Origin of the sequence: Dysgonomonas sp. BGC7, assembly GCF_001261735.1 — a bacterium.
Lineage (GTDB): Bacteria > Bacteroidota > Bacteroidia > Bacteroidales > Dysgonomonadaceae > Dysgonomonas.
The window spans coordinates 135,134-156,266 of the sequence record NZ_CVRP01000010.1 but is presented as its reverse complement, the minus strand read 5'-3'; the positions used below and the strand labels follow the sequence as shown (position 1 = coordinate 156,266).

14 protein-coding genes are annotated in these 21,133 nt (G+C 35.8%); 9 read left to right on the top strand and 5 right to left on the bottom strand.

Annotated elements, in window-relative coordinates; translation table 11 throughout:
- Position 1: 1 nt before the first annotated feature.
- Positions 2-1,459 carry a rod shape-determining protein RodA gene (rodA, locus tag BGC7_RS10580; protein ID WP_050701564.1) on the top strand — a complete coding sequence of 486 codons (1,458 nt, stop codon included), beginning with the start codon at positions 2-4 and terminating at the stop codon, positions 1,457-1,459.
- Here rodA and BGC7_RS10575 read toward each other — a convergent pair whose 3' ends face one another.
- The 3 genes from BGC7_RS10575 to BGC7_RS10565 form a co-directional block, all read right to left on the bottom strand.
- Positions 1,460-2,482: an ABC transporter ATP-binding protein gene (locus tag BGC7_RS10575; protein WP_050701563.1), complete on the bottom strand. Its 1,023-nt coding sequence runs from the start codon at positions 2,480-2,482 to the stop codon at positions 1,460-1,462.
- A gap of 6 nt (positions 2,483-2,488) precedes the next feature.
- Positions 2,489-3,520, bottom strand: a complete 1,032-nt coding sequence (locus BGC7_RS10570) for an iron ABC transporter permease (RefSeq protein ID WP_050701562.1) — start codon at positions 3,518-3,520, stop codon at positions 2,489-2,491.
- Between the two features lie 66 nt (positions 3,521-3,586).
- Positions 3,587-5,221: a dipeptidase gene (locus BGC7_RS10565; RefSeq protein WP_050701561.1), complete on the bottom strand. Its 1,635-nt coding sequence runs from the start codon at positions 5,219-5,221 to the stop codon at positions 3,587-3,589.
- A gap of 580 nt (positions 5,222-5,801) precedes the next feature.
- Here BGC7_RS10565 and BGC7_RS10560 point away from each other — a divergent pair.
- Positions 5,802-6,308: a helix-turn-helix domain-containing protein gene (locus tag BGC7_RS10560; RefSeq protein WP_050701560.1), complete on the top strand. Its 507-nt coding sequence runs from the start codon at positions 5,802-5,804 to the stop codon at positions 6,306-6,308.
- An 80-nt stretch (positions 6,309-6,388) separates the two neighbouring features.
- Here the strand turns inward: BGC7_RS10560 and BGC7_RS10555 are convergent, their stop codons facing one another.
- On the bottom strand, positions 6,389-7,762 hold the full coding sequence (locus tag BGC7_RS10555) for a tryptophanase (RefSeq protein WP_050701559.1): 1,374 nt from the start codon (positions 7,760-7,762) through the stop codon (positions 6,389-6,391).
- Between the two features lie 280 nt (positions 7,763-8,042).
- On the opposite strand from BGC7_RS10555, the gene BGC7_RS10550 reads away from it, so the two are divergent.
- A complete protein-coding gene (locus tag BGC7_RS10550) occupies positions 8,043-8,828 on the top strand; it encodes a dihydroorotate dehydrogenase electron transfer subunit (protein WP_050701558.1) in 786 nt (261 codons plus the stop codon).
- Positions 8,816-9,727 carry a dihydroorotate dehydrogenase gene (locus tag BGC7_RS10545; RefSeq protein WP_050701557.1) on the top strand — a complete coding sequence of 304 codons (912 nt, stop codon included), beginning with the start codon at positions 8,816-8,818 and terminating at the stop codon, positions 9,725-9,727. Before BGC7_RS10550 ends, BGC7_RS10545 begins: the two co-directional genes overlap by 13 nt.
- Before the next feature lie 140 nt (positions 9,728-9,867).
- On the opposite strand, the gene BGC7_RS10540 is transcribed toward BGC7_RS10545, so the two are convergent.
- On the bottom strand, positions 9,868-10,470 hold the full coding sequence (locus BGC7_RS10540) for a SagB/ThcOx family dehydrogenase (protein ID WP_050701556.1): 603 nt from the start codon (positions 10,468-10,470) through the stop codon (positions 9,868-9,870).
- A gap of 171 nt (positions 10,471-10,641) precedes the next feature.
- Between BGC7_RS10540 and BGC7_RS10535 the strand changes: the two genes are divergently transcribed.
- From BGC7_RS10535 to BGC7_RS10515, 5 genes are all read left to right on the top strand, one after another.
- Positions 10,642-11,886, top strand: a complete 1,245-nt coding sequence (locus BGC7_RS10535) for a lipoprotein N-acyltransferase Lnb domain-containing protein (protein ID WP_050701555.1) — start codon at positions 10,642-10,644, stop codon at positions 11,884-11,886.
- Positions 11,883-13,469, top strand: coding sequence for an alkaline phosphatase family protein (locus tag BGC7_RS10530; RefSeq protein ID WP_050701554.1), 1,587 nt, complete (start codon positions 11,883-11,885; stop codon positions 13,467-13,469). The genes BGC7_RS10535 and BGC7_RS10530 overlap by 4 nt, the downstream gene beginning before the upstream one ends.
- Before the next feature lie 43 nt (positions 13,470-13,512).
- Positions 13,513-16,824 carry a preprotein translocase subunit SecA gene (secA, locus tag BGC7_RS10525; RefSeq protein WP_050701553.1) on the top strand — a complete coding sequence of 1,104 codons (3,312 nt, stop codon included), beginning with the start codon at positions 13,513-13,515 and terminating at the stop codon, positions 16,822-16,824.
- 231 nt (positions 16,825-17,055) lie between these two features.
- The gene (gene gyrA / locus BGC7_RS10520) at positions 17,056-19,626 is read left to right on the top strand and encodes a DNA gyrase subunit A (protein WP_050701552.1); all 2,571 of its coding nucleotides are present in this window, start codon (positions 17,056-17,058) and stop codon (positions 19,624-19,626) included.
- A gap of 36 nt (positions 19,627-19,662) precedes the next feature.
- Positions 19,663-20,943: a tetratricopeptide repeat protein gene (locus tag BGC7_RS10515; RefSeq protein ID WP_050701551.1), complete on the top strand. Its 1,281-nt coding sequence runs from the start codon at positions 19,663-19,665 to the stop codon at positions 20,941-20,943.
- Positions 20,944-21,133 lie beyond the last annotated feature (190 nt).

Here is a 21,133-nt window from a genome sequence, read left to right as displayed (position 1 = left end):
GATGTATCAAAGGGAAGACGAAAATATAAAAAAGAGCCTCGATTGGTTTACAATTACGCTGTATATCATACTTATACTTGGAGGATGGTTTAGCATATATGGCGCTAGTTACCAATATGAGCATGCTACAAGTATGTTCGATCTGTCGGGCCGTGCAGGCATGCAACTTATCTGGATGGGAACATCTCTGATTCTGGGCTTTATCATACTGAAACTAGATAGCAATATTTATGATATTCTTGCATATTATATATATGCCGCTTTTATTTTATTACTGCTCCTTACTGTAGTAGTTGCCACAGATACAAGGGGATCGCGATCGTGGCTTAAGATAACGGAAACTATACAAATTCAGCCAGCAGAGTTTGCGAAATTTGCTGTTGCTTTAGCTTTAGCCAGATTACTTAATACATACAATTTTAAATTATTAACTCCTAAGAATCTTCTGTTAGTGGCAGGTATAATTATTTTGCCGATGCTGCTTATCATACTACAAAAAGAAACAGGTTCTGCACTTGTTTATACAGCATTTATCCTGATGTTATATAGAGAGGGATTACCAGGTGTCGTATTATTTATTGGAGTGTCAGCTGTTTTATTTTTTGTAGTCGGACTAAAATATTCAGAAACAGATATTGGCATATTATCAACCGGTGAATTTATTACTATAATTTTGATTATCATTATCAGCTCTATACTCTTATTTAGCTATAAGCAGGATGGTGTTGCTACCCGAAATATATTAATCTCTACAGCCGGATTCTTCGGGATTTCTTATCTTATATCAGAAATGGGAGTAGATATCGATTTCGGGATATTAGCTCTTATAGCTCTTGCTGCATTAGTTGTATATCTGTTGTTTCTTGCGAAAAAGCATTGGTCTAAAGTACATGCTCTAGTAGCTGTATTTGCTATTGGAGGCTTACTTTTTGTAAGTTCGGTAGATTATTTATTTAGTGATGTTATGCAACCTCACCAACAGATGCGTATAAAGGTTACACTCGGAATGGAAGATGATCCTATGGGGGCTGGTTACAATGTGAACCAGTCGAAAATAGCGATCGGATCGGGCGGGCTACTCGGAAAAGGGTATTTAAATGGTACACAAACAAAGTTAAAATATGTACCCGAACAAGATACTGACTTCATTTTCTGCACAGTAGGAGAGGAGCAGGGGTTTGTTGGTTCTGTAATAGTCTTACTCTTGTTTTTTATACTAATACTTAGATTAATATATCTGGCCGAGAGGCAGAAAAATACTTTCGGACGAGTCTATGGTTATTGTGTAGCTTGTATATTTTTATTTCACTTGTCCATCAATGTAGGAATGGTTATTGGTTTAACCCCTGTTATTGGTATTCCTCTACCTTTCTTCAGTTACGGAGGGTCTTCATTGTGGGGATTTACTATTCTGCTATTTATATTCCTACGAATAGATATGGCAAGAAAACGTAGATAACTATCTATTATAAGTTTTTAGAAAACTAGCTAACTCTTCGAAATTATTGAATTGAGAAACAGCCCCTGTTTTTGCTATTTGAATACTCATAGACTGACAATTAATAGCCTTTAAAATAAATAAGCTATCAGATCTTTCTTCTGCTACACTATAATCATTTCTTTCCAGCATATTTTTCGACCAATGATATAGTGTATCATCGGCTTCAATAAATACTTTTCTATCACTCTGTCTCTTAGGAAAGAAATTACCTGTGTTTCTATTGAATATAATGTTATCACCTTTAAAGAAATGATCCATAGATCCTGATAAGACAATATCCTCCGTAATACCACTTGTAAGTCCATGCTCCCGTGACAATAACCATAATCGGTCGGATAGGAGTAAGGCCATGTCGATATCGTGAGTAGATAGTAGTATCGTTTTATTCTGATACATAGCCAAATGGTGAAGTAAATTCATAATTTCTATACGACTCTCTATATCTAGAAATGCGGTAGGCTCATCGAGAAGGACAATAGGACACTCTTGTGACAAAGCCTTGGCTATCATAACTTTTTGTCTCTCTCCATCTGACAATTCTGCTACATAGGAATTTGCTTTATGAGAAATACCTACATCGGCCATAGACTTCTCCACTACTTCTTTATCGTATTTGCCCAACTGTCCGAAAAATCCGGTGTATGGATATCTACCCAATTCGACCAGTTCACGAACAAGTAGGCCTCCTGTCGATGTTTTATCTGTAAGAACAAGACCTATTATTTGAGATAACTCTTTTTCGGAATAATGAGTCATATTCCGATCTGTAAGAAAAATATCTCCGGCAAGTATTGGCTGTGATTTACTGATAGTTCGGAGTAAAGTCGATTTTCCTGCTCCATTTGCACCTAACAAGCAAACCATTTCTCCTGCATACAAATTGAAAGACAGATTTTTATAGAGCATATTTTGATCTCTATGTTTACCCGCATTATAGCCTATGCCGATATTTTTTGCTGATATAATAGCTTCTTTGCTCATATAGACTCAATGAAAATATTGAATTTTCTTCTGGTTGATAATGACATATATAATGACAGGCGCGCCAAAGATCGGTGTAATGGCATTAAGGGGCAGCATTCCCGAATCGCCGGGCAACACACTTACCAGATTGCACAAAAGAGCAATGCACGAACCTGCTAATATGGTTACAGGCAATAGCCACTTATGATTGGATGTGCCCAATAATAATCTCGCTATATGGGGTACAGCCAGACCAATAAATGCTATCGGGCCGCAGAAAGCACAAGTAATGGCCGTAAGCATCCCGGCACATAATAACAGTAAGAAGCGTATTAATTTTACATTCACACCAAGATTGGTGGCATATTTTTCGCCCAGCAATAATGCATTGAGCGGCTTGACTAATAGAATAGCCAACAATAATCCGGCGGTTACTACAGCACAATAGAAAGGTAATTGTTCTCGGGCAACTCCTGCAAAATTACCCATTCCCCACAACATAAATGAATAGGCATTTTCGTTCGTACTCCAAAATTTGAGTATAGATATTATAGAAGAAGTAAGATAACCAACCATAATACCTATGATAAGAAGCATTACACTATTTTTTATAATAGAAGCAAATCCCATTATTATAGCAAGTATCACGGTAGCTCCAATAAAAGCACCTGCTACAATAGAAAGAGAATATGACAAATCGAATCCGGCTACAGACCCAACTGTACCTCCCAATAATAGGATAACCAATGCAACTCCCAAGTTCGCTCCGGCACTTATGCCTAATATTCCGGCATCGGCTAATGGATTTCGAAAAGCTGTTTGTAGCAACAAACCAGAGACAGCAATTGCTCCACCCGTAAATAAGGCTGTTACGGCTTGTGGTATTCTCGAATCTACTATAATATATGTCCATGCTTCTTTTTCCACCTTATTTCCCAACAGTATATCGAGTATAGCATTGTATGGAATAGAGACAGATCCCAAAAATAAGTTAGCTACGAACAGTAATAAAATACCTAATGTAAATATGAAGATATATAATATACCCTTATTCATCGACACTTTTTAATATATGTTCTTTTAAGAAAAGCCCTTCTGAGTAAGAAGGGCTTTAGTATTTTTTTAGTACAATACTTTATACTTATCTCCTGTCTCTTTTACTACGCGCTGATAAAAATCTTTAGGATATCCTACACGCTGTGGAGAAGATGGCTCTCCATGTTCGTTACGGATAAACTCCCCATCTTTCTCTTTACGCACTATTCCATCCATATATTTTATAATGAGGAATTCTCCTAGTTTTTTCCATTTGTCGAAAGCATATTGAGCTTCTTTTTGACTATATTCGGTCAGATATTTAACTGCTTGTTCTGGTGATTTTTTATACAACTCCAAAGCAGCTTTATCTGTTTCGCCTTGTTCTAAGATGAATTTAGTTTCGAGCTCTTTCTGTACTTTCGCTAAATCGGTATGCATATAATCATATTTGTTATATACCATGTTTGATACCCAGTTTTGAATCCAAAAACTAGAAGTCCAAGAAAAAGTATAGAGATCACCATTGCCCACACGATAACACTCGGGAGTCTCTGTAATAGAGCAATATACAGGTGTATACACTGTTTGAGCAGCATCGTCCGTACCGAACCAAAGTACACCACCAATAGGATTGGGTAACCAAGAGCGCATTTCAGATACAAATGTGAATGCTGTTTGCTGAGTAGCTATTGGGCGTTCGTTACAATATTGTATAGAATCCGATTCCCATGTAAGAGGAGCCCAACGGTAAGGTGACTTGAAAGGCCCTGCACCAATATCGTTATTCCAGTCCAATTCTGTACCTTCATAATGATCTCTCATCATTGTTTGCAAATCTGTCAATGATAATTTTTTGTCAGGCTTTATATATAGAGGCATAGGTTCCTGTGTTTTTCCCTGCGCATACGTTACATATTTAGCCATGTCTTTATTGTAACGATTAAAGAAACTCCATACACGTGCTTCACAAAAACGTTGTCCTCCAAAATCTAAAGGATTGTAAGCTTTTGCAAAACTAAAATCTTCATCTTTTCCTGTATAGTATCCTTTTTCTTTTGCAAAGCTTATAACATCTTTCGAGTAAACACAATTGCTAGGATCGTTTAATGGGAATTGTTGTATTCGTGCCTGATTAGCATGGGCCGAAACACAATCGTCGGGAATACGCATAGCAACCCATACAGCTCCTTTATTTTCTTTTCCTTTTCCTATCATTTCCAAGACCCACACTTCGTTAGGATCACCAATAGAAAAAGATTCTCCTCCACTATAGTATCCATACTCAGCTACCAGATCTGTCATCACCTTAATAGCTTCCTTTGCCGTTTTAGCTCGTTGCAAAGTAATATATATAAGACTACCATAATCCATGATGCCATTCGTGTCTTCTAATTCTTCTCTACCACCAAAGGTCGTTTCAGCTATAGTAAGTTGATGCTCATTCATATTTCCCACAACATTATATGTTTGCAAGGCCTGAGCTATTTCCCCTAAATATTTACCTGAATCCCACTCATAAACTTTTAGTTTCTCTCCCTTTGAATATTTTTTGGCAGGCCAATGGTATAGCTCGCCAAATAAAGCATAAGAGTCAGCAGAATATGTAATCATAGTAGACCCATTGAGAGACGCGTTTTTCCCAACTAAAAAATTTGTGCACGCAAATACGCAAATCTGAGAGACTAAAAAAAACGATGTGAATAATAAAATTTTCCTCATTGTTAAATTTTTTACATTATAGGAGTAAAGATACTTTTTTATTTATAAATACAGAAATAATGTATAAATATACATTTGAATAAACGGGGAATCTTGTATACAAAAGTAAATAAACAAAAAGGGTAAACATAAATACACCATGAATACATATGTATACTACAGGTGATGGCATAAAGTAAAGAGTATATACTTTTGTTTCTGTTATTGTATATTACAAATGTATATACGACTTTCAGCCTTTAATACATATAATTTAAGTATAAAATAATCATATATATCAGATACTTATATATAAATATAAAAGTTTAAGTTTAATAAATAAAGGTTATGTAATGCAAAATATGCTTCTAAGGCTTATTATAAGTATATTTAAATGATATAAAGTTCTATTTATAAGTAATATAACTAAATAATATAAAGTAATAGTATATGTGAAAATAATCAAATATACTTTTGTTTACAATAACAGACTAAACAAATGTATCAAGCAGGATACATTTGTAAACAACAAAAGTAAATGGACCTGATTTCCATTTGTAAAATATATTATATACATTTGTTCTATTATAATTTACAATTGATGAAAGACAGGATTAAACAAATAATGGATTATGAACAGCTTACTCCTTCAGCTTTTGCAGATAAACTGCAATTAGGAAGAGCTGTAATGTCTCACATATTGAATGGACGTAACAATCCTAGTTTGGATGTTGTTACCCGTATATTATCAAAAATGAGTTACATTAATTCAGATTGGCTACTTACAGGAACTGGTAAAATGCTTAAATCCGAATTGGATAATGAGAATAAGGTATCCAGTCAGATTTCTACTTCTAATAATATCCAATCAGCAGCACCAAATTCGTTGGATTTATTCTCTCAGAATTATGTATCTCCTCCCATTAGTCAGGATATACCAGAATATCGCAAGGAAAATATAGTTGAGAAAGCAGAAAAAGAGGATAAAAATATTGTAGATGAGACTATTATATATAAAAAATTACCGGAACGGAAAATAACTAAAATAATTATTTATTACTCGGATAATACATTCGAAACTTTTAATGCCGATAATAATCCTTTATAAATAAAAAATCAGAAAAGATTCGTTAGTAACAAACCTTTCCTGATTAAGCTTTCTTTATTTTATTTAAATAAGCTGTTTTATTATGCTTTTTCTAACTCTATTGTAAAATGTCGTAATATATCAGCTTCCCATTTTATTTTAAATCCTCGTTTAATGTCATTACGGCGATCATATATATTTTTTAGAGCAACAGCTACTACATTCATATGATTATCTGTATAAACACGACGAGGAATGGCTAATCGTAACAAATCGAGTCCTTCAAATCGGTTTTCGCGAGTTACGGGATCTCTATCTGCTAGTAAATAGCCTATTTCACATCCTCTGATACCCGCTTCCAGATACAATTCGACTGCAAGCGTTTGTGCAGGAAACTGATCTTTAGGGATGTTAGGCAACAATTTGTCCGCATCCACAAATATTGCATGTCCTCCCACAGGGCGTTGATATGGGATATTATACTCATCCAGTTTTTTGCCTAGATATCCTACTTGTTTGATGCGAGTTTCTAAATTTTCGAACTCGGTATTTTCTTCAAGCCCTATAGCTAAAGCATTCATATCTCGTCCGTTCATCCCTCCGTATGTAATAAAACCTTCGTAAACGATTCCTTTTATTTTACACATATCGTACCAATCCTTTTTGTTTGTTGCAAAAAAGCCTCCCATATTCACTATAGCATCTTTTTTTGCACTCATAGTCATTCCATCAGCATAAGAGAACATCTCAAGGCATATTTCTTTTATTGTTTTAGTCTCATATCCCCCTTCTCTCATCTTTATAAAATAAGCATTTTCAGCAAAGCGAGCAGAATCCAAAATAACAGGTTTTCCATATTTATTTGCCAATATGCGCACTTCTCTTAGGTTATCCATCGACACAGGCTGTCCACCTGCTGTATTATTAGTAATAGTGACTATTACAAATGGAATTTGGTCTCCATATTTGATAAACGCCTTTTCTAACTTTTCTATATCAACATTTCCTTTAAACGGTATTTCCAGTTGTGTATCTCTAGCTTCATCTATAGTGCAATCTAAAGCTATAGCCTTGCGCGATTCTATATGACCTTTAGTTGTATCGAAATGAGAATTTCCGGGACATACATCTCCTTCTTTTATTAAGCACGAAAACAAGACATTCTCGGCCGCTCGTCCCTGATGGGTAGGTAATACATAATCAAAGCCTGTTATACGTGTTATTGTATCTCTCATCTTATAATAAGAAGAAGCACCGGCATAACTCTCATCTCCAACCATCATTCCTGCCCATTGGCTATCACTCATAGCACCTGTACCCGAATCGGTGAGCAAATCAATATATACCTGTTCAGCTCTTAACTGAAACATATTATACTTAGCCTCTTCTATCCACAACTCACGTTCCGAGCGGCTACTTTTTCGGATAGGCTCAATCATCTTTATTTTCCATGATTCTGCAAATGGTAGTTCCATAAATAATAGATTTTAATATACAAGTTGTTATTCTCTCAAATATTCTTAATGAATAGAAATATTTAGACTTATTACACTTTCAAACAACATATTATTATCATTCTGTCAAACAAACTGACTACAATCTCTTTGTTTTCTAACTCTTTTATATCATAAAGATAATTATTTTTTAACCAATAATTAAAGTTGTATAGGAATTTTCTAGTCAACCCAAACTTTATTACCTTTGTACTCAGCAAAACGCAGAGAGTATCTATATCATCTAAAAACTTAGGATTAAATGAAGAAAATGCTGGATTTAGTTGTAACAGAAAATAACCAACTAAACCAAAACTATTGCCTCATAAAACTTACCACTTCAGATAATACACAGCTGCCCGACATGCAACCCGGACAGTTTGTAGAAGTAAGAGTAGATGGTTCTCCTTCTACTTATCTACGACGTCCGATTTCGGTAAACTATATAGATAAGGAGAAAAATGAATTGTGGCTTTTGGTACAAGCAATTGGAGACGGCACTCGAAAAATGTGCGAATATAAAAAAGGAGATATAATAAATCTGCTTCTTCCATTGGGAAATACATTTTCTATACCTCAAGATTTATCAACTGACAGAGAGTTCTTGTTAGTTGGTGGTGGTGTAGGTACTGCTCCAATGTTATTCTTAGGCTCATGTCTGAAAGAAAAAGGATTTTCTCCTAAATTCTTGCTTGGAGCCAGATCTAAGAACGATTTGTTACAACTAGACGATTTTGCCAAATATGGAGAGGTATTCTGTACTACAGAAGATGGTAGTTTTGGCGAAAAAGGATATGTAACAAACCACTCGGTACTAACAAAAAGTAAATTTTCGACAATTTATACTTGTGGTCCAAAACCTATGATGATGGCTGTAGCCAAGTATGCTACAGAAAATAAAATATCATGCGAAGTATCGCTCGAAAACATGATGGCATGCGGGTTTGGAGTATGTTTATGTTGCGTAGAGAAAACTCGCGAAGGGAATATCTGTGTATGCACGGAAGGTCCCGTATTTAATATAGAAAAGTTGACATGGACAAACTAAGAGTAAACATAGGTAAACTGGATTTGAAGAATCCCGTTATGACAGCATCTGGTACTTTTGGCTATGGAAAAGAGTATTCCGACTTTATTGACCTATCACGAATAGGTGGAATTTTCGTAAAAGGAACTACCATTCGAGAACGTCAGGGGAATGATTATCCACGTATGGCAGAAACACCTTCGGGTATGTTAAACGCTGTGGGACTGCAAAATAAGGGTATAGATTACTTTGTTTCGAATATATATCCGGACATAAAAGATTTTGATACAAATGTTATTGTGAATGTATCAGGGTCTACTATCGAAGATTATGTAGAATGTACCGAAAAACTGATAGAATTAGATAAAATACCCGCTATAGAGTTGAATATCTCTTGTCCGAATGTAAAAGAAGGAGGTATGGCATTTGGTGTTTGTGCCGAATCGGCAGCCGAAGTGACAAAAGCTGTGCGGAAAGTCTGGGATAGGACTTTGATTGTAAAATTGTCCCCAAATGTTACAGATGTCACAGAAATAGCAAAAGCTGTAGAGGGAGAAGGAGCTGATTCTCTTTCGTTAATAAACACTTTGCTTGGTATGGCTATTAACATAAACTCACAACGCCCCGTTTTATCGACTGTAACAGGTGGTTTATCAGGTCCGTGTGTAAAACCTGTAGCATTAAGGATGGTGTGGCAAACATATAATGCTGTAAAAATTCCTCTTATAGGTATGGGAGGCATATCCTGCTGGCAAGATGCTATAGAGTTTATTCTGGCAGGCTCATCCGCTATTCAGATTGGGACACATAATTTTATTGATCCGACTATATCGGTAAAAGTAGTAGACGGTATTGCCGAATACTTGGATAAGAATAACATAAGCTCGGTTAGGGAACTCGTAGGAGCTTTAAAAATATAAGTGTAAATCACTTTATATACTTAACAAAAGAGAATATCTTGTTAAACATCTTTTTGATATAACAACATAAACTTAGTAGATATAAATAAAAAACAGGCTGGAAAATCATCTTCCAGCCTGTTTTTTTATAATATGGCAGCTTATTTTATATGACCAACCGCCTGAACTATTGTAATTTCTTGTTTTTCTGTTAGTTTCAACACCTCATGTAACCCCGGTCTGGTAAATGAAGCACGAACAACAGACCCCAATCCTGTAGAAGCACAGTACAGATAAACATTCTGAGCTATAAACCCGCTATCTATGAATCCAGCTTCACGATTAGAAGCTTTGTCCAGGTTTGCAACATATATAAGAGACAACGAAGCATTCTCTGATATAGCAGGTTGTCCAAGAGCTTTTCTCAAATCGCCTTTTTCTATAAGTTTCAGTATATTCTCTTTAGCATCGTAAAGATAAACACCTGTACTAAGCATTACATATACATCCATTTCCTGCTTATTCTGAGATGTAGGTACAGTCCGCTTATCCTCTCTATTAAAGCCATTTGCAGCCCATAAAAGATCAGACAAGTCCTGTGCAGATAAGTCCTTTTTTACAAAAGTACGATGCGACTGTCTTTCATTCAAAGCCTCCATCAGTGGCTTTCCTCCAGATTTAGATGGAGATTGCAGCTTTATATCTTGTGCTGATAAACAATACATTACACCTAGTAAAGCAAGCAATAATAATCCTTTTTTCATAATTAATTTCTTTTTGATTTTATCATAAACAAAATTAAAAAAAATGGACATTTTGACGATATATACCTATTCTTTTTAATTAAAATTCACAACATATCGAAATATTCGTTACATCTTGTTTATTGTTCTATCAGCATATCTCTTATCTTTGTCTGGTAAATAGAATAACAGATGCGTAGACTCATATTCCTTATACTGATTTTTATAGGCTTCTCTAATATTTCTAAAGCTGAAAACGATAATCGTTTCGATCAGACAATAATATTAAGCGATACATCTCAAATAAGCTTACTTACGAGCAACCCTTGGGAAGGAGCTATATATGCCTTGTTTGGTCATACGGCTATCCGGATCAAAGACCCTGTAAAGAATATAGACATAGTCTACAACTACGGTATATTTAATTTCAATGCACCAAACTTCATATTACGTTTTGTAAAAGGAGAAACTGATTATATGGTTGCATCTGTTCCATATCAGTATTATATCGAAGAATATAGAGAGAGGGGGGTCGGAGTTATTGAACAGGTTTTTAATCTGACACAAAAAGAAAAACAAGAAATACTCAATGCGCTGTTCATCAACGCAATGCCTGAGAATAGAATATATCGTTACAATTACTTTTACGATAACTGTTCTACCCGCCCAAGAGATATAATAGCAAAATATGTGGATGGAACAATAAAATATGCACCAACTGACAAAATTCAGACATACAGAGATCTTGTACGCGAATGTACCAACATTCAGCCATGGTCGCGATTTGGTATAGATTTGGTAATTGGTGCAGAAGCTGATAAAACCATTACAGACAGGCAAAAAGACTTTCTTCCTCTTTATTTACTGAATGCTTACACAGGTGCTGTTGTAGAAAATACAGATGGAGAAAAAAGAGAATTGGTAAACAGTGAAAATGTACTACTTACAACACAAGGTACACCGACTCTTCAGTCCTCAATAGATCAGCCTCTACTTATAGGATCTTTATTATTAGTATTCATAATTCTTATTTCGGTATTAATATATAGAAAGAAAATATTTACACTTAGTAAAGTGTTCGATACCATTTTGTTTCTTGTAGCCGGCTTGAGTGGATGTATTATATTCTTTTTGATGTTCTTTTCTGAGCACCCATGTACCAATCCTAACTGGAATATAGTGTGGTTAAACCCACTTCAATTGATAGTTGCTATTTTATTCTTTGTAAAATCACTCTCAAAGTATTTATATTATTATCATTTTATTAACTTTGTGGCACTTTTGGCTTTTCTTTTGGCATGGTCTTTGATCCCACAACAATTAGAAATAGCATTTATTCCTTACATCTTGTCTATAGTAGTAAGATCTGGAATGAATATTTTACAATATAAAAAACTAAATAAGAAAGCTGTATATAGCTTACCAAGAGCAAAATGATAAGAATAATAACCTCATTAGTCGCAGTATTAACTATTACATCAGTTCAGGCACAAACTTCGGTGCGTGAAACTCCAAAGCTAGTAATAGGTATTACTATAGATCAGCTTCGGGGCGATTATCTTGAGCTATTCCAAAATACTTTTTCAGAAAGAGGATTTAAGCGTCTTTTAAATGAAGGATTAATATATCAGAATATAAAGTTCGATTTTCCAAATGTGGACGATGCTTCTGCTATAGCGACCATATATACCGGAACTATTCCTTTCTATCATGGTATAGTAGGAAATAAAAAGTATCTGGCGGTAAAACAGCAAGAAGTTACAACATTCTCAGATCCTTCGTATCTAGGCAATTATACACAAGATAAAGTTTCTCCATTGGCTTTAAAGACATCGACCATTACTGATGAGTTAAAAATTGCTTCGAGAGGATCTTCCGATGTATACTCCTTTACTCCGAATATATCGCAGGCACTAATTACTGCGGGTATATTTGGCAATACAGCATTTTGGGTAGATGACTATACAGGTAAGTGGGCATCCAGTACCTATTATAAGAACTTTTATTGGACAGTAGATCAGGAAAACAGAAGTGGATCGGACTTTGCAGTAAAAGCATGGGGAATGCAATGGAGACCATTGTTGGACGTAAAATCATACAAAGCTTTTCCTTTTATGCAGAGTGTAGCCTCTTTTTCACATCCCATGGGAACTGACAAGGAGACATATATATTGGCTAAACAAACTCCTGCTGTAAATGGAAACATTAGAAGTACAGCAATGAAAGTGCTGGCAAAGGCTGAATTAGGAAGACGTATCAGCCCCGATTTTCTATCTCTAACTTTTTATGCCGGAAACTATGCCAAAACATCTGACTATTCTATCGAGATACAAGATACATATGCTCGTCTCGACCGGGAAATAGAAATGCTCCTCGATGAAGTAGAGAAAACTGTTGGACTCAAAAACACATTAATATTTGTAACATCTACAGGGTATTACAATTCTAATGAACCTGTTTATACCGGAGATCAGGCTCTACCCGAAAATAAGTTTTACATAAATAGATGTGAAGCTTTGCTCAATATGTACTTGATGGCCATATATGGAAAAGATAACAAATGGGTAGATAAGTTCCATAACGGGCAGATATATCTCAATAGAGAGCTTATAAAACAAAAAGAAATCTCACTGCAAGAGATACAAAACAAAGCAGCTGAATTTGTCTTCGAATTTACCGGAGTACAAGAAGTGTATACCTCTTTCCAATTGCAGCATGGGCAATGGAACCCCGTAATGGAATATTACAGAAACGGATATACCCGGGAAACATCGGGAGACTTATTTGTAGAATTGCAACCGGGATATAAAGTAGTAAACGAACAAGATGCTTCGTTTAAGGAAAAACAAGTAAGAAGTAATGCTATAGTCTGCCCTGTTATATTCTTCGGAAATGGAATTAAAGCTGAAAAAGTAAAACGTACTATTAAAGCAACCGAGATAGCGCCTACTGTGTCGTACATTATGCGTATTCGGTCTCCAAATGCAGCAAAAGAAGAAGCTTTATCAGAATTACTTTAAAAGAAGAAGAAAAAACAATAAGAAATAAAACAAATATAAATATATGGGATTCGCTGATTTTTTAACATCACTATTCGGAAATAAATCTCAAAGAGACTTGAAGGAGATCAATCCGTATGTAGACCGTATCAAAACTGTATACCCTGAAATAGAGCGTTTATCGCATGACGAATTGCGAGCAAAAACAGCCGAAATCAGACAGCAGATACAAGATTATGTAGCTACTGAAAAAACACAGATAGAAGAACTGAAGGCTAAAGCTGAAACATTGGAAATAGACCAGCGTGAAGAGCTTTGGGCGGAAGTCGACAAATTGGAAAAAACAGTTACAGACAAATATGAGGAAGTATTAGATAAAGTGCTTCCCGAAGTATTTTCTATAGTAAAAGATACTGCTCGCCGTTTTACTCAGAATGAAGAGATTGTAGTAACAGCAACAGATTTCGACAGAGAGTTAGCCGAAAGCCACGACTTTGTAGAGATAGATGGAGACAAAGCCATATACTACAAACATTGGTTAGCCGGAGGTAATGAAATTACATGGGACATGATTCATTACGATGTACAGTTGTTCGGAGGGGTTGTTCTTCATAAAGGAAAAATTGCAGAAATGGCTACAGGAGAAGGAAAAACTCTTGTCGGTACACTCCCTGTATTTTTAAATGCCCTTACCGGAAACGGAGTACATGTAGTGACAGTGAATGATTATCTGGCAAAACGTGACTCGGAATGGATGGGACCTATCTATATGTTCAATGGGTTATCTGTAGACTGCATAGATAAACATCAACCAAACTCGGAAGGACGTCGCAAGGCCTATCAGGCTGATATTACATTTGGTACCAATAATGAATTTGGCTTCGACTATTTGCGTGATAATATGGCTATTAATCCATCAGACCTTGTACAGCGTAAACACAACTATGCTATTGTCGACGAGGTAGACTCCGTATTGATAGACGATGCACGTACACCTTTGATTATATCCGGACCAATACCAAAAGGAGAAGAACAACTTTTCGAAGAGTTTCGTCCTAGAGTAGAAATCATTGTAAAAGCACAAAGAGATCTTTGTACTAAGCTACTGGCTGAAGCAAAAGCTAAAATGGCCTCTGATGATAAGGAAGAACAAAAGAAAGGAAGTTTTGTACTGTATCAATCATTTAAAGGTTTACCTAAAAATAAACCTCTCATCAAATTCTTGAGTGAGCCGGGAATAAAAGCATCTATGTTGAAGACAGAAGAAGAATACATGGGTGAGCAAATGCGTCGTATGCACGAGGTTACAGATGATTTGTACTTTGTTATCGATGAAAAAAACAACAGTATAGAGCTGACAGACAAAGGTATTGACCTTCTGACAGGAAATTCGGACGACCCTCTTTTCTTTGTTCTTCCCGATATAGGCTCTCAACTTTCAGAGTTAGAAAATACATCACTGAATGATGGTGAAAAAGCTGCAAAGAAAGATGAATTAATGCAGAACTATTCTGTTAAATCGGAACGAGTACATACCGTAAATCAGTTACTTAAAGCATATGCATTATTTGAAATAGATGATGAATATGTTGTTGTAGATAATAAAGTAATGATTGTGGATGAGCAGACCGGACGTATTATGGACGGACGCCGATACTCAGATGGACTTCACCAAGCTATAGAAGCTAAAGAGCGAGTGAAAGTAGAAGCTGCAACACAAACATTTGCGACTATTACTCTGCAAAATTATTTCCGTATGTATCATAAACTATCAGGGATGACAGGTACAGCAGAAACAGAAGCAGGCGAATTGTGGAATATCTACAAACTCGATGTAGTGGTTATTCCGACCAACAGACCTATCGCACGTAACGATATGAATGACCGTATATATAAAACAAAACGTGAAAAATATACTGCGGTTATACAAGAAATAGAAAAACTGGTAGAAGAAGGACGTGCAGTACTAGTTGGTACAACATCAGTCGAAATATCCGAACTACTTGGCAAGATGCTTACCATGCGTAAAATCAAGCATAATGTACTGAATGCTAAACTACATCAACGAGAAGCAGAGGTAGTTGCTTTAGCCGGACAACCTGGTGCTGTAACCATTGCAACCAATATGGCTGGTCGTGGTACTGACATCAAGCTGGCTCCAAGTGTGAAAGAAGCAGGTGGTTTGGCTATTATAGGTACAGAAAGACATGAGTCTCGCCGTGTAGACCGTCAGTTGAGAGGTCGTGCAGGACGTCAGGGGGACCCGGGTTCTTCAGTATTCTACATATCTCTGGAAGACAATTTGATGCGTTTATTTGCATCGGAACGTATTGCCGGAATGATGGATCGTATGGGCTTTAAAGAAGGCGAAATGCTTGAGCATAACATGCTTAGTAAGTCGGTAGAACGTGCACAAAAGAAAGTCGAAGAAAACAACTTCGGTATTCGTAAACGCTTACTTGAATATGATGATGTAATGAACTCTCAACGTGAGGTTATTTACAAGCGTCGTCGTCATGCGCTTATGGGTGAACGTATTGGAATAGATATTGTAAATATGTTCTATGATACAGCAGTAAGTTTGGTCGAACAATATGCAGACAATCAGGATTACGAAGGTCTAAAAATAGATTCTCTACGTGTTTTAGCCATCGAATTGCCATTCGATGAAGCTACTTTCCGTTCTACTAAAGCCGATACTCTAGTGGATATAATTTACGACACAGCAGTTAAAAACTTCAAACAGAAAATGGATCGCCTTGCCGAAATAGCAAATCCTGTAATCAAACAAGTGTTTGAAGAACAAGGAGATAAATTTGAAAATATACTTATTCCTATAACAGACGGAAAACGAGTGTATAATATCTCATGTAACCTAAAAGAAGCATATAATTCTCAATCGAAAGATATTATAAAGTCATTTGAAAAAGCGATTGTATTGCATACTATTGACGAAGAATGGAAAGAACACCTTCGTGAAATGGATGATTTACGCCAATCGGTACAAAATGCGAGCTACGAGCAAAAAGATCCACTTTTGATCTACAAATTAGAATCATTCACTTTGTTCAAATCAATGCTAAACAGTGTGAACAATAAGGCTGTTACTATCCTTATGCGTGGTCAGATACCTGTACGCGAACCAGAACAAGTACGTCAGGCTGCTCCGGAACAAAAAACAGACTACAGTCGCTATCGTACCGAAAAGACTGATGTAGATCAGGAAAATGCAGGACAGAGATCTTCACAACCATCACAGGAATCTGACAGGCAAAAGATAGCTCCCGTACATGTAGATAAGACACCTGGACGAAACGATCCTTGTTTCTGTGGTAGTGGTAAGAAGTATAAAAGCTGTCATGGAAAAGGAGAATAATCAACTCTAAAATAACTAAGACAACAGGTTTTACTATTCTATTATTTTCACCTGTTACTTCAAATATAAAAAGCCCGATAACTTTAGGTTTTATCGGGCTTTTTTGTGAGATTAAATTTTCTTAATAGAAAGAAAATTTATATCTTAGCATGTTTTTTGGAGGCTGCAAAAAGCCTCGTTTGAAACACTTTTACAAACTATTTGAGAATAAAAAATTTATCTTAAAATATAATGGCAGAAGCAGAGGATAGAATTATCAAAATTAACATCGAGGATGAAATGAAATCGGCCTACATTGACTATTCAATGTCGGTGATTGTATCTCGTGCATTACCAGATGTTAGAGACGGATTTAAACCTGTTCACCGTCGTATACTATACGGTATGAGTGAATTAGGTAATGCATCTAATAAACCACACAAAAAATCTGCAAGAATTGTAGGGGAAGTCTTAGGTAAATACCACCCTCATGGAGATTCATCAGTTTATTTTGCTATGGTGCGTATGGCTCAGGAATGGAGTATGCGCTATCTTTTAGTAGACGGACAAGGTAATATGGGGAGTGTCGATGGCGATAGCCCTGCAGCAATGCGTTATACCGAAGCCAGATTGAGCCGTTTGGCGGAAGAAATGCTAAAAGACATAGAAAAAGAGACTGTCGATTTTCAGTTAAACTTTGACGATACCTTAAAAGAGCCAACAGTTTTACCCACAAGGATACCGAATCTTCTTATAAATGGAGCCTCAGGGATTGCCGTAGGTATGGCGACGAATATGCCTCCGCATAATATGACAGAGGTTATTAATGCAATTATAGCATACATCGAAGATAAAGATATTGATATCGAAGGCTTAATGCAATACATAAAAGCTCCTGACTTTCCTTCTGGTGGGTATATTTATGGATATCAAGGTGTTAAAGATGCTTTTGAGACAGGGCGTGGACGTGTGGTAATGCGTGGCCGTGCTGAAATAGAAATGGAAGGTAACCATGAGAAAATTATCATTTCCGAAATTCCATATTTGGTCAATAAAGCTGAGTTAATTAAACATATAGCAGACCTTGTAGGAGAAAAAAGACTTGAAGGCATCAGCAATGTAAATGATGAATCGGATCGTCAGGGTATGCGTATCGTTGTAGATGTAAAACGAGATGCGAATGCCAATGTCGTTTTAAATAAATTATATAAGCTTACTGCCTTACAATCTTCGTTCAGTGTAAACAATATCGCCCTTGTAAAAGGACGCCCTAGAACATTGAACCTCATGGATATGATCTCTTTCTTTGTAGAACATAGAATAGATGTCGTAATTCGTAGAGCAACATACGACCTAAGAAAAGCAGAAGAAAGAGCCCATATATTAGAAGGATTGATTATTGCATCTGACAATATTGATGAAGTCATTGCAATTATCAGAGGCTCTAAATCGCCACAGGAAGCAATTGAAGGTCTCATAGAAAAATTCAATCTTTCAGAAATACAGGCCCGTGCAATCGTAGAAATGCGTTTGCGCCAACTAACAGGACTAGAACAAGACAAACTTCGTAACGAATATGGAGAAGTGCAAAAACTTATAGCTTATTTGAATGAAATTCTATCTAATGAAGAACTGCGTATGACAGTTATCAAAGATGAATTGATTGAAATAAGAGACAAATATGGAGACGAACGACGTACTGAAATAGTATATGCCTCCGAAGAGCTAAATCCGGAAGATTTTTATGCAAATGATGAGATGATATTAACTATTTCTCATTTAGGATATATTAAACGTACACCTCTTTCTGAATTCAGATCTCAAAATAGAGGTGGAGTAGGAGCTAAGGGTTCGGAGACACGCGACGCAGACTTCATCGAACATATATATCCGGCATCTATGCACAACTACATGCTTCTTTTCACACAGAAAGGAAAATGTTATTGGTTGCGCGTGTTCGACATACCGGAAGGTACTAAAAACTCGAAAGGGAGAGCTATCCAGAACTTGTTGAATATAGAATCTGACGACAAAGTAACAGCATTTGTAAGAGTTAGAGGATTTAGTGATTCTGACTTTATCAACAGCCATTATTTAATGTTCTGTACTCAACAGGGAGTAATTAAGAAAACAAGTCTTGAAGCATATTCGCGTCCTCGTCAGAATGGAGTAAATGCTATTACAATTCGTGAAGATGATAAAGTAATAGAAGTATTAATGACTGATGGTGATAGTGAAATTCTACTAGCTAATCGTAATGGTCGAGCCATTCGTTTCCACGAATCCGAAGTGCGTGTTATGGGACGTACAGCTACAGGTGTACGTGGTATGAGAATAGACGACGATGGACAAGATCAGGTTATAGGCATGTTAGCTATGTCGAAAGATGCTCAAAAGACTGATACCATAATGGTTGTATCGGAGCAAGGATATGGTAAACGTACTAATCTGAATGATAAAGACGATGATGGTAATGAAATATTGGACGAAAATGGAGAAACTATACCGGTATATCGTATTACTAGCAGAGGTGGAAAAGGTGTTAAGACTCTGAATATTACAGACAAGACGGGAAAACTTGTTTCTATTAACAGTGTAACGGACGAGAACGATTTAATGATAATTAACAAGTCTGGTATCGCAATTCGTCTAAAAGTTTCAGATATTCGCACTATGGGACGTGCTACACAGGGAGTAAGACTCATTAATTTAGGCAAAAGAAATGATGAAATAGCATCAGTTTGTAAAGTTGAATCAGAACCGAATATCGACGAAAACGATTTAGGAGAAGAGTATACAGATAATACAGAAGAATTGTCTTAAATATAAAAAAGTAACAAATTAAAAAAACAGGTAAATATGAAGAAAGTAATATTAGTAACATCGCTATGCATGCTAGCTGCTTTTTCTTTTGCTCAAAAGAAGGCAGTAAAAGATGCTAAATCTGCGATGAAAAGCAACATTAATGAAGCTAGAGAATTGATAAAACCTGCTCTTACTAATTCGGAAACTGCTGAAGATCCTGAAACATGGAAATTGGCCGGAGATATAGAGTACAAAGCTTTTGATGATCAGCGTACTCTGGAAATGCAAAAGGAAATTACCGGTAAAGGAGGTAATGAAGAAGCTATGTATGTAGGTTTGTACAATATGTACGATCCATATATAAAAGCTGATGAATTGGGACAAGTGCCAAATGAAAAAGGACAAGTTAAAAATAAAGTAAGAAAAGATATCGTTAAGAATATGAGAGATGGCCATAGATTTTATATCAATGGAGGAGTATTCTATAATGACAAACAAGATTATAAAAAAGCCGCAGACTTTTTCGAAAGATATTGGGAATTGCCAACTTTGGCTATGTTTGAAGACTCTAAATCAGATTTCAACACACAAGATTCTACATATCAAACTATTAAGTATTATGCAGTAATTAGTTCTATACAATCGAAAGATCATCCTCGTTCTGTAAAATTATTAAAAAGATTAGCTTCAGAACCTTATATATCAAATAGCACATATAAAGAAAGTGATATATATGAGCTACTTGCAAGCGAATATCAACAATTAGAGGATAGTGTAGCTTTTGTAACAACTTTACGTGAAGGTGCTGAGAAATTCCCTAGTAATAAATATTTTACACCAAATCTAATTAATGAATTTATTAGAGGAGGAAAAACAAACGAAGCTATAGCTTACCTTGATCAGGCTATTGCTAATGATCCTGCTAATACTTGTGACTTAATGAGTGTAAAAGCATCATTATATGCAGAACAAAAAGCTTATGATAAGGCTGAACCTGCATATCTAAGCGCTGTGGCGGCTGATGCAAATTGCGAAAGAGCACTGGAAGGTATTGGGGTATTATATGTATTACAAGCTCAGGATATTAAAGATAAGGCTGGACAAACAACTAATAGAAGAGAACAGGCAGAACTAGATAAAACAACATCTGAATTGTATTTAAAAGCTCTTCCATATCTTGAAAAATATCGCGATATATTAAAAGCTAAAAATGCAGATAAGTTGGATATTAGACCAGCTCTAATGAAACTACAAAATGTATATTATAATTTAAGCTTGCTTAATGTAGACAAATCAGCAGAACTAGATGCTATTGATAAAGAATTAGCAAATTAATTATATAATTTCCATTTTAGGAGCGCTTGAGATAACTTCTCAGGCGCTTTTATTTTCTATGTGGTTCTTTTCTGACAATGTGTAAAATACAGTCTTATCTCAAATAAACATATATGTTATATAATTACTATTATGTTTAATATCAAAGATAAGAAATCTTTACTATCTTTCTTTTTTTTCGTATATTTAC

Bases quoted from the DNA above. Each gene is read 5' to 3' on its own strand.
- rodA (WP_050701564.1), top strand. From the start codon at position 2: ATGTATCAAAGGGAAGACGAAAATATAAAAAAGAGCCTCGATTGGTTT.
- BGC7_RS10575 (WP_050701563.1), bottom strand. From the start codon at position 2,482: ATGAGCAAAGAAGCTATTATATCAGCAAAAAATATCGGCATAGGCTAT.
- BGC7_RS10570 (WP_050701562.1), bottom strand. From the start codon at position 3,520: ATGAATAAGGGTATATTATATATCTTCATATTTACATTAGGTATTTTA.
- BGC7_RS10565 (WP_050701561.1), bottom strand. From the start codon at position 5,221: ATGAGGAAAATTTTATTATTCACATCGTTTTTTTTAGTCTCTCAGATT.
- BGC7_RS10560 (WP_050701560.1), top strand. From the start codon at position 5,802: ATGAAAGACAGGATTAAACAAATAATGGATTATGAACAGCTTACTCCT.
- BGC7_RS10555 (WP_050701559.1), bottom strand. From the start codon at position 7,762: ATGGAACTACCATTTGCAGAATCATGGAAAATAAAGATGATTGAGCCT.
- BGC7_RS10550 (WP_050701558.1), top strand. From the start codon at position 8,043: ATGAAGAAAATGCTGGATTTAGTTGTAACAGAAAATAACCAACTAAAC.
- BGC7_RS10545 (WP_050701557.1), top strand. From the start codon at position 8,816: ATGGACAAACTAAGAGTAAACATAGGTAAACTGGATTTGAAGAATCCC.
- BGC7_RS10540 (WP_050701556.1), bottom strand. From the start codon at position 10,470: ATGAAAAAAGGATTATTATTGCTTGCTTTACTAGGTGTAATGTATTGT.
- BGC7_RS10535 (WP_050701555.1), top strand. From the start codon at position 10,642: ATGCGTAGACTCATATTCCTTATACTGATTTTTATAGGCTTCTCTAAT.
- BGC7_RS10530 (WP_050701554.1), top strand. From the start codon at position 11,883: ATGATAAGAATAATAACCTCATTAGTCGCAGTATTAACTATTACATCA.
- secA (WP_050701553.1), top strand. From the start codon at position 13,513: ATGGGATTCGCTGATTTTTTAACATCACTATTCGGAAATAAATCTCAA.
- gyrA (WP_050701552.1), top strand. From the start codon at position 17,056: ATGGCAGAAGCAGAGGATAGAATTATCAAAATTAACATCGAGGATGAA.
- BGC7_RS10515 (WP_050701551.1), top strand. From the start codon at position 19,663: ATGAAGAAAGTAATATTAGTAACATCGCTATGCATGCTAGCTGCTTTT.